General features: G+C 65.1%; 16 protein-coding genes. All 16 read right to left on the bottom strand.

The genetic code is table 11. The features are described 5' to 3' along the window. Positions 1-22: 22 nt before the first annotated feature. The 16 genes from hisC to thiS all read right to left on the bottom strand — a co-directional run bounded on the left by hisC (position 23) and on the right by thiS (position 13,935). Positions 23-1,099 carry a histidinol-phosphate transaminase gene (hisC, locus tag F3J17_RS25995; protein ID WP_167065839.1) on the bottom strand — a complete coding sequence of 359 codons (1,077 nt, stop codon included), beginning with the start codon at positions 1,097-1,099 and terminating at the stop codon, positions 23-25. 271 nt (positions 1,100-1,370) lie between these two features. Next, complete coding sequence (gene hisD, locus F3J17_RS25990; protein ID WP_167065836.1) at positions 1,371-2,687, bottom strand: histidinol dehydrogenase; 1,317 nt, start codon at positions 2,685-2,687, stop codon at positions 1,371-1,373. Positions 2,688-2,811: 124 nt separating this feature from the next. Further along, entirely contained in the window at positions 2,812-3,510 is a 699-nt protein-coding gene (gene hisG / locus F3J17_RS25985; protein WP_167065833.1) for an ATP phosphoribosyltransferase, read from the bottom strand. Next, positions 3,507-4,769, bottom strand: coding sequence for a UDP-N-acetylglucosamine 1-carboxyvinyltransferase (gene murA, locus F3J17_RS25980; protein ID WP_167065830.1), 1,263 nt, complete (start codon positions 4,767-4,769; stop codon positions 3,507-3,509). Before murA ends, hisG begins: the two co-directional genes overlap by 4 nt. A gap of 108 nt (positions 4,770-4,877) precedes the next feature. Then, positions 4,878-5,117 (bottom strand): BolA family protein, encoded by a 240-nt coding sequence (locus tag F3J17_RS25975; protein ID WP_167065826.1) that lies wholly within the window; start codon positions 5,115-5,117, stop codon positions 4,878-4,880. A gap of 27 nt (positions 5,118-5,144) precedes the next feature. Then, positions 5,145-5,900: an ABC transporter permease gene (locus tag F3J17_RS25970; RefSeq protein WP_167065823.1), complete on the bottom strand. Its 756-nt coding sequence runs from the start codon at positions 5,898-5,900 to the stop codon at positions 5,145-5,147. Beyond that, positions 5,897-6,820, bottom strand: coding sequence for an ABC transporter ATP-binding protein (locus F3J17_RS25965; RefSeq protein ID WP_167065820.1), 924 nt, complete (start codon positions 6,818-6,820; stop codon positions 5,897-5,899). Before F3J17_RS25965 ends, F3J17_RS25970 begins: the two co-directional genes overlap by 4 nt. A 274-nt stretch (positions 6,821-7,094) precedes the next feature. Further along, the gene (locus F3J17_RS25960; protein ID WP_167065818.1) at positions 7,095-7,367 is read right to left on the bottom strand and encodes an STAS domain-containing protein; all 273 of its coding nucleotides are present in this window, start codon (positions 7,365-7,367) and stop codon (positions 7,095-7,097) included. Next, positions 7,364-8,002, bottom strand: coding sequence for an ABC transporter substrate-binding protein (locus F3J17_RS25955; protein ID WP_167065815.1), 639 nt, complete (start codon positions 8,000-8,002; stop codon positions 7,364-7,366). The genes F3J17_RS25960 and F3J17_RS25955 overlap by 4 nt, the downstream gene beginning before the upstream one ends. Before the next feature lie 200 nt (positions 8,003-8,202). Continuing rightward, positions 8,203-9,234: an MlaA family lipoprotein gene (locus F3J17_RS25950; protein ID WP_167065812.1), complete on the bottom strand. Its 1,032-nt coding sequence runs from the start codon at positions 9,232-9,234 to the stop codon at positions 8,203-8,205. 11 nt (positions 9,235-9,245) lie between these two features. Next, positions 9,246-9,851 (bottom strand): outer membrane lipid asymmetry maintenance protein MlaD, encoded by a 606-nt coding sequence (gene mlaD / locus F3J17_RS25945; protein WP_167065809.1) that lies wholly within the window; start codon positions 9,849-9,851, stop codon positions 9,246-9,248. 111 nt (positions 9,852-9,962) lie between these two features. After that, positions 9,963-10,739, bottom strand: a complete 777-nt coding sequence (mlaE, locus tag F3J17_RS25940; protein WP_167065806.1) for a lipid asymmetry maintenance ABC transporter permease subunit MlaE — start codon at positions 10,737-10,739, stop codon at positions 9,963-9,965. After that, the gene (locus F3J17_RS25935; protein WP_167065803.1) at positions 10,736-11,575 is read right to left on the bottom strand and encodes an ABC transporter ATP-binding protein; all 840 of its coding nucleotides are present in this window, start codon (positions 11,573-11,575) and stop codon (positions 10,736-10,738) included. Before F3J17_RS25935 ends, mlaE begins: the two co-directional genes overlap by 4 nt. 173 nt (positions 11,576-11,748) lie before the next feature. Then, positions 11,749-12,861 carry a thiamine phosphate synthase gene (gene thiE / locus F3J17_RS25930; protein ID WP_167065801.1) on the bottom strand — a complete coding sequence of 371 codons (1,113 nt, stop codon included), beginning with the start codon at positions 12,859-12,861 and terminating at the stop codon, positions 11,749-11,751. Next, positions 12,861-13,673, bottom strand: coding sequence for a thiazole synthase (locus tag F3J17_RS25925; protein ID WP_167065799.1), 813 nt, complete (start codon positions 13,671-13,673; stop codon positions 12,861-12,863). The genes thiE and F3J17_RS25925 overlap by 1 nt, the downstream gene beginning before the upstream one ends. 64 nt (positions 13,674-13,737) lie before the next feature. After that, on the bottom strand, positions 13,738-13,935 hold the full coding sequence (thiS, locus tag F3J17_RS25920; RefSeq protein ID WP_167065797.1) for a sulfur carrier protein ThiS: 198 nt from the start codon (positions 13,933-13,935) through the stop codon (positions 13,738-13,740). Positions 13,936-13,940: the final 5 nt, after the last annotated feature.

Here is a 13,940-nt window from a genome sequence, read left to right as displayed (position 1 = left end):
GCTCAGGACACGTGGGGACGGTTCACTTGAGGACAAGCTTCAGGGCGGCGAGCAGTTGCGCATTTTCGTCGGGGGTCCCGACGGTCAGGCGCACACAATTCGCCAGCAATGGGTGCATTTTACTCACGTTTTTGACCAGCACCCGCGCCGTCAACAGCGTATCGAACACGGCGGGCGCATCCGGCACGCGCACGAGCAGGAAATTACCGGCGCTTTCGAACACTTCCGCGCCCGGCAGTTTCGCCACTTCGGCGGCCAGATCGGCGCGTGCAGCGCGCAGCAGCGCGGCCTGCGCGTCGAGCACATCGAGGTGATCGAGCAAAAAGCCGGCGGCGGCCTGGGTCAGCACATTGATGTTGTACGGCGGCCGGACCTTGTCGAACTCATTGAGCCACGCGGCGCGGCCCGCCAGATAGCCCAGACGGATGCCCGCAAGGCCAAGCTTGGACAGCGTGCGCATCACGACCACGTTGTCGAACTCGCCCGCGCGCGCCATCCAGCTTTGCTGCGCGAACGGCTGGTACGCCTCGTCGATCACCACGAGGCCGTTCGCATCGGCTGCGGCGGCGATCACGCGCTCGATGTCGGCGTCGGCGAATAGCGTGCCGGTCGGGTTGTTCGGATACGCGAGCCAGATTACGGCCGGCTGGTGCTCGCCGATCGCGGCGATCATGGCGTCGAGATCGAGCGTGAAATCGGCCTTCAGCGGCACGCCCACGAACTCCACCTGGGAAAATTTCGCCGACATCGCGTACATCACGAAGCCCGGCACCGGCGCGAGCACCTTGGCGCCCGGCTTCGCGCACGCCATCGTGACCATGCTGATGATTTCGTCCGAGCCGTTGCCGAGCAGCACGTCGCAATCGGCGGGCACGCCCATCGCGGCCTTGAGCTTCGCCATCAGCGCTTCGGGGCGCGGTGCGGGATAGCGGTTGAGCGCGACGCCTGCGAGATGCTCGCCCAGTCGCGCGGCCAGATCGGCGGGCAGCGGGAAGGGGTTCTCCATCGCATCGAGCTTTACGAAGCCGGTGGAGTCAGGCACCGGATAGCTCGTCATGGCGAGAACGTCGGCGCGGATGATGTCTTGAGGTGTCGTCATGTCTGCATGGCTCGCGCGCGAGAGCGGCGAGCCGGATCGGGCGGCTCAGGTGTTGCGTGGGCCGTCCTTGGTTGTTTTTGGTCTCAGGCGTGCGGTGCTTGCTTCGGTATGACAGGCATCGAATGCCGCCAACGGGCGCTGTCACGCCCGGCACGGCGGCCGCTCGAAGGTCTCCTCGCGGCGCGCTTCGATGCCCGCAAATATCTCGAAATTCATGCGCGGTGTGCGTATCGGCCGATTGAACGGCACGACGCGCACGACGCGCGACGAATCAGTTCTTCATGCGGTATTCGGCACTGCGCGCGTGGGCTTGCAGGCCTTCGCCGTAGGCCAGTTCCGCAGCGATCTCGCCCAGCGTCTGCGCGCCCTCCGCGCTGACTTCGATCAGGCTCGAACGCTTGATGAAATCATAGACGCCCAGCGGCGACGAGAAACGTGCGGTACGAGACGTAGGCAGCACGTGATTCGGCCCCGCACAGTAGTCGCCCAGGCTTTCGCTGGTGTAGCGGCCAAGGAAAATCGCCCCGGCGTGGCGGATTTCAGCGCCCCACTTCTGCGGCTCCAGCGCCGAAATCTCCAGATGCTCCGGCGCGATGTCGTTGGCGATCGCGCAGGCTTCGGCCATATCGCGCACCTTCACGAGCGCGCCGCGATTGGTCAGCGAGGTGCGGATCACCTCGGAACGCGGCATGGTCGGCAGCAGCTCGTCGATAGCGGCTTCCACGCGCTTGATGAAGCTTTCGTCCGGGCACAGCAGGATCGACTGCGCGAGTTCGTCGTGCTCGGCCTGCGAGAACAGGTCCATCGCCACCCAGCGCGGATCGGTCGTGCCATCGCAGATCACGAGGATTTCCGACGGACCGGCGATCATGTCGATGCCGACCGTGCCGAACACGCGACGCTTGGCCGAGGCCACATACGCATTGCCCGGCCCGCAGATCTTGTCGACCGGCGGAATGGTTTCCGTGCCATAAGCGAGCGCGCCCACCGCCTGTGCACCGCCAATCGTGAATACGCGATCGACGCCCGCGATCAGCGCGGCCGCCAGCACCAGCGGGTTCTTCACGCCGTCCGGCGTGGGCACGACCATGATGATTTCGCGCACGCCCGCGACGCGCGCCGGAATCGCGTTCATCAGCACCGACGACGGATACGCCGCCTTGCCGCCCGGCACATAGAGGCCAACGCGATCGAGCGGCGTGACCTTCTGGCCCAGCACCGTGCCGTCCGATTCGGTGTACTGCCAGCTATGCGAGCCGCACTCGATGCGCTGCTTCTCGTGGTAGCCGCGCACACGCGCCGCCGCCGCTTCGAGCGCCGCGCGCTGCTTGGGCTGCAGGCTTTCGAGCGCCTCTTCGAGTTCGCTGATCGGCAGTTCGAGCGCCGCGACGCTCTTCGCGTTCAGGCGGTCGAAGCGCTGCGTGTATTCCAGGACTGCGGCGTCGCCGCGCGCTTTCACGTCGGCCAGAATCTGCGCCACCGAGCGCTCGATCGCCTCATCTTCGCTCGCCTCGAACGCGAGCACCGCGTGCAGCGCCTTCTTGAAGCCTGCCGCGCTGGAGTCGAGTTTGCGAATCGTGATAGCCATGCTGATATCCATCCGTGTCAGTAGTGCGCGGCGCGCGCAACGCCTTTTGAGATGCGTAGCGCGAAAAGCGGCGCGGGTTGGCGCGAAATCAGCGCGAGCATTGATGCTCGCGCGACATCACGCCTTAAGCGGCAGTTTCGCCGCGCGACGCGCGTTCAAACGCGTCGAGGAAAGGTCGCAGCGCGGCGCGCTTGAGCTTGAGCGCCGCCTGATTGACGACGAGGCGCGACGAGATCTCCATGATCTCCTCGACTTCGACCAGGTTGTTCGCGCGCAGCGTGCCGCCCGTGCTCACCAGGTCGACGATCGCATCGGCGAGACCGACCAGCGGCGCGAGTTCCATCGACCCATACAGCTTGATCAGGTCGACGTGCACGCCCTTGGCCGCGAAATGCTGACGCGCGGCTTCGGTGTACTTGGTCGCCACGCGCAGGCGCGCGCCCTGGCGCACCGCGTTCGCGTAGTCGAAGCCGTTCTTCACGGCCACCGACAGGCGGCAGCGCGCGATGTCCAGATCGATCGGCTGATACAGACCGCCGCCGCCGTGCTCGTTGAGCACGTCCTTGCCCGCCACGCCGAAGTCGGCTGCGCCGTATTCAACATAGGTGGGCACGTCGGTCGCGCGCACGATGATGACGCGCAGGTTTGCATCCGTGGTCGGCAGGATCAGCTTGCGCGAGGTTTCCGGATCTTCGACCACCTGCACGCCCGCGGCGGCGAGCAGCGGCATGGTTTCTTCGAAGATGCGGCCCTTCGACAGCGCGAGCGTCAGCGGCGCGTTCGATGCCGCAGCCGGCACAGGCTTTTGCTCGACGGTGCTCATGCCTCATTCCCCTTGATGCGCTTCACGTTCGCGCCGAGCTTCGTGAGCTTGGCTTCCATGCGGTCGTAGCCACGGTCGAGGTGATAGATCCGGTCGATCAGCGTTTCGCCTTCGGCGCACATCGCGGCGATCACGAGGCTCGCCGATGCGCGCAGATCGGTGGCCATCACCTTCGCGCCCGAGAGCTTTTCCACGCCGGCGATCAGCGCGGTCTTGCCATCGATGGTGATGTGCGCGCCCAGGCGGTTGAGTTCCTGAACGTGCATGAAGCGGTTTTCGAAGATGTTTTCGACCACTTGCGAGGTGCCGTCCGCGATCGTGTTGAGCGCCATGAACTGCGCCTGCATGTCGGTCGGGAACGCCGGGTATTCGGAGGTGCGCAGATTCACGGCGCGGGCGCGCTCGTGCATGCTCACGCGCATCCAGTCGTCGCCTTCTTCGATCGTCACGCCCGCTTCGCGCAGCTTGTCCGTGACCGCGTCGAGGGTGTGCGGACGCACATTGCGCAGGATCACGTCGCCGCCCGCCGCCGCGACCGCGCACAGGAACGTGCCGGCTTCGATACGGTCGGGAATCACGGTGTGCTGCGCGCCGTGCAGCTTGTCCACGCCCTGGATCACGAGGCGGTCGGTGCCGATGCCGTCGATCTTCGCGCCCATCGCCACCAGCAGGTTGGCGAGGTCGCCCACTTCGGGCTCGCGTGCGGCGTTCTCGATCACCGTTTCGCCGTCGGCGAGCACGGCGGCCATCAGCAGGTTTTCCGTGCCGGTGACCGTGATCATGTCGGTGACGATGCGCGCGCCCTTCAGGCGCTTCGCGCGGGCTTCGATGAAGCCGTGCTCGATGTTGATCTCGGCGCCCATCGCCTGCAGGCCCTTGATGTGCTGGTCGACCGGACGCGCGCCGATCGCGCAGCCGCCCGGCAGCGACACCTTCGCTTCGCCAAAGCGCGCCACCAGCGGCCCGAGCACGAGGATCGAGGCGCGCATGGTCTTGACCAGCTCATACGGCGCGACGAGGTTGTTCACGTTCGAGGCGTCGAGCTGCACGCGCGCGCCGTCCTGCTCGGTGCGCACGCCCATCTGGTTGAGCAGCTTGAGCGTGGTGCGCACGTCCTGGAGGTCGGGCACGTTGTCCAGATGGACGGGTTCGGCGCTCAGGAGGCCGGCGCACAGAATCGGCAGCGCAGCGTTCTTCGCGCCGGAAACGATGACTTCCCCCGCGAGCTTTTGCCCGCCGACGATGACGAGTTTATCCATGCCTGAAGTTTCCTGATCGGTGCGGCCGGCTTGAGGGGTCGCGTCTTGATGAGCGGCGCCGCTGGCTGCGGCGCCTTTATCCTGGGTAATTCGCACTGAGATTCCAGATTATGCGTTCTGCCATTCGGCGGGCGTGAGCGTCTTCATGCTGAGCGCGTGGATTTCCGCGCGCATGCGGTCGCCGAGCGCCGCATAGACGAGCTGATGGCGCTGGATCAGACGCTTGCCCTCGAAGGCCGACGAAACGACGATCGCGGAAAAATGCGTGCCGTCGTCGCCCTCGACCTCCAGATGCTCGCACGCGAGCCCGGCCAGGATGTACTGCTTGAGCTGTTCCGAAGACAACATGGTGAAAGGCTCCTGCCTGAATTTCACTTAGTGGCGCAGCTTGTAACCGCTTGCGAGCAGACGCATCGCAATGGTCGCCAGCACCACGAAAAACACGAAAACGATCGCCAGACTCACGAACGGGTTGATATCGGAAAGCCCGAAGAACCCGTAGCGGAAGCCGTCGATCATGTAGAAGAACGGGTTGAGCCGCGACACCTCGCGCCAGACCGGCGGCAGCGTATGCGTCGAATAGAACACGCCCGAAAGGAACGTGAGCGGCATGATAAGAAAGTTCTGAAACGCCGCGAGCTGGTCGAACTTTTCGGCCCAGATCCCGGCGATCAGGCCGAGCGTGCCGAGGATCGCCGAGCCGAGCACCGCGAACGCGATGATGTAAAGCGGCGCTGCGAAGCTCATCGGAATGAACCAGATCGTCACGACGAACACGCCCGCGCCAACGGCGAGGCCGCGCACGATCGAGGCGAGCACGTAAGCCCCAAACATCTCCCAGGCGGCCAGCGGCGGCAATAGCACGAATACTAAATTGCCCGTGATCTTCGACTGGATCAGCGACGACGACGAATTGGCGAAGGCGTTCTGCAGCACGCTCATCATCACGAGACCCGGGATCAGGAAGCTCGTGTACTCCACGCCCGGATAGACCTCGACGTGCCCGCGCAGCGCGTGGCCGAAGATCGTCAGATAGAGCAGCGCGGTGATGACCGGCGCCAGCACGGTCTGGAAGGCGACCTTCCAGAAGCGCAGCACCTCTTTGTAGAACAACGTACGGAAACCGCTCATGCAAGCCCCTCGATCACTTCCGGACCGTTCATCACCTGCACGAAGACGTCTTCGAGATCCGCCTTGCGCACTTCCATTTCTTCGATCTTGCAGCCGTTCGCGCGGCACAGGCCGAGAATGCGCTCGACCTCGTCGTAGCTGGTAAGACGCAGCAGATGCTGGTCGTTGCCGTTGGTTGTTCCGACTTCGAGCGAACGCAGCTCCGTGGGCAACGCGCCCGCGGAAAAGCGCAGATACAGCTGCGTACCGGCGAAGCGCTGCAGCAGCGTGCTGGTGCGTTCGAGCGCCACTACCTCGCCGCGGCGCAGCATGGCCATGCGATTGCAGAGCTCTTCGGCTTCTTCGAGGTAATGCGTGGTGAGCACGATGGTGTGCCCTTCGCGATTCAGGCGCGAGATGAACTTCCAGAGCGTCTGGCGCAACTCCACGTCCACGCCGGCGGTCGGCTCGTCGAGCACGATCACGGGCGGACGGTGCACCAGCGCCTGCGCGACCAGCACGCGGCGCTTCATGCCGCCCGAGAGCGCGCGCATGTTGACGTCGGCTTTCTCGGTGAGATCGAGATTGGCCATGATCTCGTCGATCCACGCGTCGTTTTTGCGCAGGCCGAAGTAGCCGGACTGGATACGCAGCGTCTCGCGCACCGTGAAGAACGGATCGAATACGAGTTCCTGCGGAACGACACCGAGGTTGCGGCGCGCGTTGCGGTAGTCGCTGACGACATCGTGACCGCGCACGGCGATCGTGCCCTCATCGGCTCGCGCGAGGCCGGCAAGCGCGCTGATGAGCGTCGTCTTGCCCGCGCCGTTCGGGCCGAGCAGCCCGAAGAACTCGCCTTCTTCGACCGTGAAGCTGACGCCCTTGAGCGCCTGAAGCTCTTTGTAGCGCTTCTTGACGTTGCGGATTTCTATGGCTGGCATGACTCAGACGCCGCCCGTCTTTGAACGGCGCGGCCGGTAAGTGCATCTATGCTGCGAGGAAGTCTTATTGGGGACGGCACCGGATTATCCGACGGCCTTCGCTGGCTCCGGAATCCCGGGGCAGCGCCCAAAAAACGTTTGATTATAGGCCAAGTCGGAAAGCCCGACCCGACCTCGGTCTGAACAGGGAGATTGGGATGCGTCGGCTTGCGGCGGCTGCGCGACTGGCGATGGGATGAAACATCGCAGGCGCTGCGCCGCAGACCGGCGCGCGTCAATGTCGCTCGTGCAGGAGCGTATCGACGCCATAGGCGCGCGCGAGAGACGCGAGCGCGGCAGGGAGATTGAGGACGCTGAGGGTGACGCCGCGTTCGCGTGCGGCGCGCTGCCAGGCGATCAGCACGGCCAGCGCCGACGAATCGAACTGCGTAAGCGCCGAGCAATCGACGGCGGTTGCGCCCGCCTTGATCTGCGCAAAACCCGCCGAGAGCGCGGCGTTCGCGCTCTCGTGGGTCAGCGTGGCGCCGGTGGCGAAGCGTTCGCTCACGAAGCAGCCTTGCCTGCGGCGAGTTGCTGGTTACGCTGCGTGAGGAACGAGATCAGGCCTTGCACACCGCCCTGCTGGATCTTTTCCTGGAACTGCTGCTGATAAGCCTGGATCAGCCACGCGCCGAGCACGTTGATGTCATACACGCGCCAGCCTTGCGGCGTCTTGTACAGACGGTAGTCGAGCTCGATCGGCTGGCCGTTGTTCAGCACCGTCGAACGGACCACGACATCGGTATCGTCCGGGTTGGCGCGGAACGGCTTGTATTCGATCTGTTGATCGCGGACCTGGGCGAGCGCGCCCGAGTAAGTGCGGATCAGCAGCATCTTGAACTGTTCGATGACCTGTTGCTGCTGGTCGGGCGTGGCGGTGCGCCAGTTGCGGCCCATCGCGAGCTGCGTGGTGCGGCGGAAGTCCGTGTACGGCAAGATCTTCTCGTTCACCAGTTGCGTGATCTTGCTGATGTCGCCGGATTGAATCGACTTGTCGCCCTTGATCTGGTCCATCACCTGCTGCGTGACGGCCTTGATCAGCGCGTCAGGGTTGCTGGTGTCGACCGTTTGCGCAGATGCGGAGCCCGCACCGGCAAAGGCAAAAAACGCGGCAAAAAGCGGAAGCAGAAAGAATTTTTTCATATCGAGTCCTGCAAGTTGGGGAAATACGCCCCGTTGGACGCCAACGATATCACGCGAGTTCTATCGCACTGAGTCAATAAGTGCCAGGAAACTGCGACAAGCGTATCGACTTGTTACGTCAGACGTGTGCAACGAAACGCCAGCGCGGCGAGCGGCGTTGAAGCAGCCGTGCCGCGCCGGTTGTCTTGTTCAACCTGTACTCAATGCAGACGCAGCAGACCCGGATAACCGAAGCGCGACGGCGGGACCATCGAGTCGCCAGGCACGCTGGTCGCCGAAGCGCCGTCCGGCACTGCGGCGCCCGAAGCCGTAGCAGGCGTTGCCGCGCCGGTCGGGCCTTCGAGCGTGGCAGGCGCTGCCTGCACGCCATTCGGATACGCCGGCGGCATGCTGGCCGCACTGGGCGTTGCAGCACGCGCAGTGCCCGACGCCGGGACCGCTGCTGCCGCGCCCGAAGCAGCGGCGGGCGCAGCCGCGCCATCGTCCGGCTCGCCATAATTGGGCGGCGGCGCGCCATCGCCGTAATCAGGCAGGCTTGCGCCCGACGCGCGGCCATCCGAAAGCTGATAACGGCGGCGTTGCAGATAGGTGTTGCGCACGAACGAGTACTTGTCGATCGCCGCGCCTTCGAGCAGGTCGCTCGCGCCCAGCAGATTCGCGCGCGTGCTGACAACGTTCAGGCCATACAGGCCCCACGACACCGCCGACGAATCGATATAGCTGATCGGGTTGATGAAGTAGTTGCCGACCAGACCCACGCCGTCGCGCACCGTGCTCGGGCCGAACAGCGGCAGCACGAGGTACGGGCCCGCCGGCACGCCATAGTGGCCGAGCGTCAAACCGAAGTCCTGGTTGTGCTTGGGCAGCTTCGCGAGCGTCGCCACGTCGAACAGACCGCCCACGCCGAAGACCGTGTTGATCACGATCCGCATGATGTCTTCGACACCGTCGGTAATCTTCAGCTGCAGGAAGTTGTTGGCGGCGTTGTAGACGTCGCCGATATTGGCGAAGAAGTTCGTCACGCTGTCACGCACCGGTTGCGGCGTGATCTTGACGTAGCCCTTCGCGACCGGCTTGAGCGCGTACTGGTCCACCTTGTCGTTGAAGGTGTAGACCGTGCGGTTGAAGCCTTCCCACGGATCGTCTTTCGACGGCGTCTGCACCGTCGAGCATGCCGTCAGCGCGAGCGCCGCAACGCCGATCGTGATGGCGCGCATGCGTGTGGTGATCATTTTTATTCTCCTTATTGGGCCGCCGCGCCGGAGCCTGCCTGCGCCGACGCCGGTGCCGGCGCGGGGCTTGCGCCGCCCGCTGCCGTGCCTGCCGCCCCGTTCGCGGCTCCGTTGCCTGCGCTGCTACCCGCGCTGCTGCCAGATTTCGAGGCGCCCGAATCGGCCGCCTTGCTATAGAGGAACTGACTGATCAGGTTTTCGAGCACGATCGCCGATTGCGTCATGGAGATGGTGTCGCCGTTCTTGAGCATCTGATCGTCGCCGCCCGGTTCCAGACCGATGTACTGCTCGCCGAGCAGACCCGACGTCAGGATCTTGGCCGACGAGTCCTTCGGGAACTGGTACTGCTGGTCCAGGTTGATCGTGACGAGCGCCTGATAGGAATTGCTGTCGAAGCCGATCGACGCCACCCGGCCCACGGTCACGCCCGCGCTCTTGACGGGCGCGCGCGGCTTGAGGCCGCCGATGTTGTCGAATTTCATCTTCACGGCATAGGTCTGCTGGAACGAAAGCGAGCTCATATTGCCGGCCTTCAGCGCGAGAAACAGCAGCGCAATGAAGCCCAGCACCACGAACAGGCCGACCCAGAAGTCGAGAGCAGTCTTTTTCATCGTCATCCCAATGAGAATCCGTTGCAGCGTCGCCCTTTCGGGCGCCCGCCGCGTGGCCCGCACGCCGCATCGATGCAACGCGTGCCGGACCTGTTTTGGCCTGTTTGGCCTTTAGCCTTAGCTGAACATCAGCGCGGTCAGCAGGAAGTCGAGGCCGAGCACCGCAAGCGATGCATACACGACGGTCTTGGTCGTCGCGCGCGACACGCCTTCAGGCGTGGGCTTGGCTTCGTAACCCTGATACAGCGCGGTAAATGTCACGGCGAAGCCGAACACGATGCTCTTGATCACGCCGTTGCCCACATCCTTCCAGACATCGACGCCGCCTTGCATCTGCGACCAGAACGCGCCCGAATCTACGCCGATCAGCAGCACGCCCACCACGTAGCCGCCCAGAATGCCGACCGCGCTGAAGATGGCCGCCAGAATCGGCATGGCGATCACGCCCGCCCACATGCGCGGCGCGACCACGATACGCACCGGGTCCACCGCCATCATTTCCATGGCGGTGAGTTGTTCGCCCGCCTTCATCAGGCCGATTTCGGCGGTGAGCGACGTGCCCGCGCGGCCTGCGAACAGCAGCGCCGTGACCACGGGACCGAGTTCGCGCACCAGCGACAGCGCCACCAGCAGCCCGAGCGCCTGCTCCGAACCATAACGGTTGAGCGTGTAATAGCCCTGCAGACCCAGCACGAAGCCAACAAACAGCCCCGACACCGCGATGATCAGCAGCGAATAATTACCGACGAAGTGGATCTGCTTCGTGACAAGACGCGGACGGCGCAGCAGCGGGAAAAATTCCAGCACGAGGCGCACGAAGAAGCGCGTGGCATGGCCCGCGCGCGTGATCGAATCGAGCACGCCACGGCCGACCGAACTGATAGCGCCGATCATGGACGGCCTCCGCCAATGCCGAAGTCCGAGTCGAGCGGGACGTTCGTCGGGTAATGAAAGCGGAACGGGCCGTCCGGCGCGCCGTCGATGAACTGACGCACGATCGGATCAGTCGAGGCGCGCAGTTCGGCAGGCGTGCCCTGCGCCTGCACTTTGCCGTTCGCGACGAAGTAGACGTAATCGGCGATGGCGAACGATTCCGGCACATCGTGCGTGACGAGGATCGACGTCGCGCCGAGCGCGTCGTTGAGCGTGCGGATCAGGTTCGCCGTAATGCCGAGCGAAATGGGATCGAGGCCCGCGAATGGCTCGTCGTACATCATGAGTTCGGGGTCGAGCGCGATGGCGCGCGCCAGCGCCACGCGGCGCGCCATGCCGCCCGAGATCTCCGAAGGCGCGAGGTCGCGCGCGCCGCGCAGGCCCACCGCGTTGAGCTTCATCAACACGAGGTCGCGGATCAGTTCTTCGGGGAGATCGGTGTGTTCGCGCAGGGCAAAGGCGACGTTCTCGAACACGGACATATCCGTGAACAGCGCGCCGAACTGGAACAGCATGCCCATTTTGCGGCGCAGCGCGTAGAGGCCTTCGCGCGTTTGTGCGCCGACGTCCTGGCCCTGAAACAGCACCTGGCCGCGCTGCGCGCGCACCAGACCGCCGATCAGGCGCAGCACCGTGGTCTTGCCGCCGCCCGAGCCGCCCATGACCGCGACCACCTGACCGCGGCCAAAGCGCATGTTCAGTCCGGACAGGACGAGCCGGTCGCTATAGCCGAAGTCGACGTCGCGCAGCTCCAGAAGGGTCTCAGAGGATGAGGGCACGTAAGCTGACAAGTCCATTTACACGAAGGCGGGATTATAGGGCCATCGTGAAATTGCTGCCGTGATGCGCCCATGACCCTTTGATGAAGCAAGAGCGCCGTCTGGCGCCCGTTGCCGCTCGGTTCCCGCCGCGATTTTCAGCATCGCGCCCCGATTAAATCAGGCGCGCGGCTTGCGGCGAGGTCGGGCCATTATTGCGTAAACGCTTTGCGCAGCGCAGCAACGGCGGCAGCCGGGTCGGCGGCCTCGGTGACGGCGCGCACCACCGCGACGCTGCCCGCGCCCGTGGCGACCACTTGCGGGAACACGGCGGCGTCGATGCCGCCGATTGCGACCATCGGCACCACGCCGTCGAGCAGCTGCACGTAGCGCTTGAGGCGCTGCATGCCCTGCGGCGCGGTGGGCATGGACTTCGTGGTGGTGGCGAACACCGCGCCGCACGCGACATAGCTCGGGCGGAAGTGCAACGCCGTGAGCATCTCGAAGTAGCCGTGTGTGGACAAACCTAAACGAATGCCCGACGCGGCCAGCGCATTCAGATCCGCCTCACGCAGATCTTCCTGGCCGAGATGGACGCCGTACGCACCCGCGGCCATCGCCGCCTGCCAGTGATCGTTGATGAAAAGTTGCGCGTCGTGCTTGCGGCCCGCCGCCACGCAGCGCTCGATCTCGCGCGTCAGTTCGGCGGATTCCGGCTGCTTGCTGCGCAACTGCACGGTCTTCACGCCGAAATCGAGCACGCGCTCGACCCAGTCGGCGCTCGGCAGCACGGGGTAGAGGCCGAGCTTTTGCGGGCAGGTTGCGAACGGCCGCGCCGGTGCGTCGGGCAGACCGAGCACACGCGGGAAACGCGCAATATCGACGGGCCAGGCATCGGCTTTCTGCTCGTCGCCGTCACGCCAGGCGAGCGCCAGCACGAGCGCGTCATGCGGATCGAAACCGCAATCGAGGAACGCCGCCAGCGCGGGCATCCAGTCTTCCGCCAGCGAGCCTTCGAGCGCATAGCGCTCGCCGCCCAGGTGCAGCGTGACGAGCGCGGCGCTGGGATCGTCGCCCTTCGCCTCGATCACGCCCGCGCCTTCGGTCATCCAGCGCGCGATGTTCGCCAGATGCGGCGCAGCGTCGGTGACGATGATGAGGTCGCCGCCATTGGGCGCGTCAGGCGGCGTGAGGCACAGACGCCACGGCGCGTGCGTAGCCGGCCAGTCGCCGAGCGTCGCGCGGATGCGTTCGGCGGTTTCGGTCAGTTCGTCGGCGGGCGGCCAGAACAGTTCGCGGTTTTCCATCTTCAACGTGTCAGTCATCACTTGCCTCCATCCTGGTGCCAGAACGGCATGCCGACCACCGGCGTGCTCGCCACGGCGGCTTCGCGTTCGGCCATCGGCCCGGCGAGGAACGCCGTGCGGCCCGCTTCCACGCCCAGCGCGAAGGCGCGCGCCATCGCTTCCGGATGCGTGGCCTGCGCCACCGCCGTATTGAGCAGCACGCCGTCGAAGCCCCACTCCATCACTTGCGCCGCATGCGACGGCAGACCCAGACCCGCATCGACGATCAGCGGCACGTCGGGCAGACGCTCGCGCAGCACGCGCAGACCGTAGGGATTGATCACACCCTTGCCGGTGCCGATGGGCGCGCCCCACGGCATCAGCGCCTCACAACCCGCGTCGAGCAGGCGGCGGCCGATCACGAGGTCTTCGGTGCAGTACGGCAGCACCTTGAAGCCGTCCTTCACGAGACGCGCGGCCGCTTCGATCAGGCCGACCGGATCGGGCTGCAGCGTGTAGTCGTCGCCGATCAGTTCGAGCTTGATCCAGTCGGTGTCGAACACTTCGCGCGCCATGTGCGCCGTGGTCACGGCTTCGTTGACGGTCAGGCAGCCAGCCGTATTCGGCAGCAGCGGCACGCCGTGGCGCTTGAGCAGATCAAAGAAACCGGCCTCAGCGGTGCCGTCGTTCATCTGGCGGCGCAGCGCGACGGTGATCATGCCGGGGCGCGCGGCTTCCATCGAATCGGACAGCGATTGCAGCGACGGATAGCGCGACGTGCCGAGCAGCACGCGGCTCTGGAAGGTTTCGCCGTAGAGCGTGAGCGCGTCGGCGGTGTGTGGGGTGGTCATGGCGTGGAATCCTTGGCGAGTAACGCGGTGGCAACGGAGCGATCGTTCGGCGCGAATCCGACGATCAGCCGCCAGCCACCGGGCTCACGATATCGAGGCGGTCGCCCGCCGCAAGCGTGCGCGCGCCATGCTGGCCGCGCGCGACGAAATCGCCATTCACGGCGACGGCGAACGGCGGACGCGCGCCGAAGGCGGCAAGCGCATCGGCGACGGTCGCGCCCTCGGGCAGCGTGAGCGGCTTCTGGTTGATCTGAATGTCCATGGCAA

The sequence above is a fragment of the Burkholderia sp. Ax-1719 genome (assembly GCF_011753055.1).
Taxonomy (GTDB): domain Bacteria; phylum Pseudomonadota; class Gammaproteobacteria; order Burkholderiales; family Burkholderiaceae; genus Paraburkholderia.
This window is presented reverse-complemented; position numbering and strand designations above follow the sequence as displayed.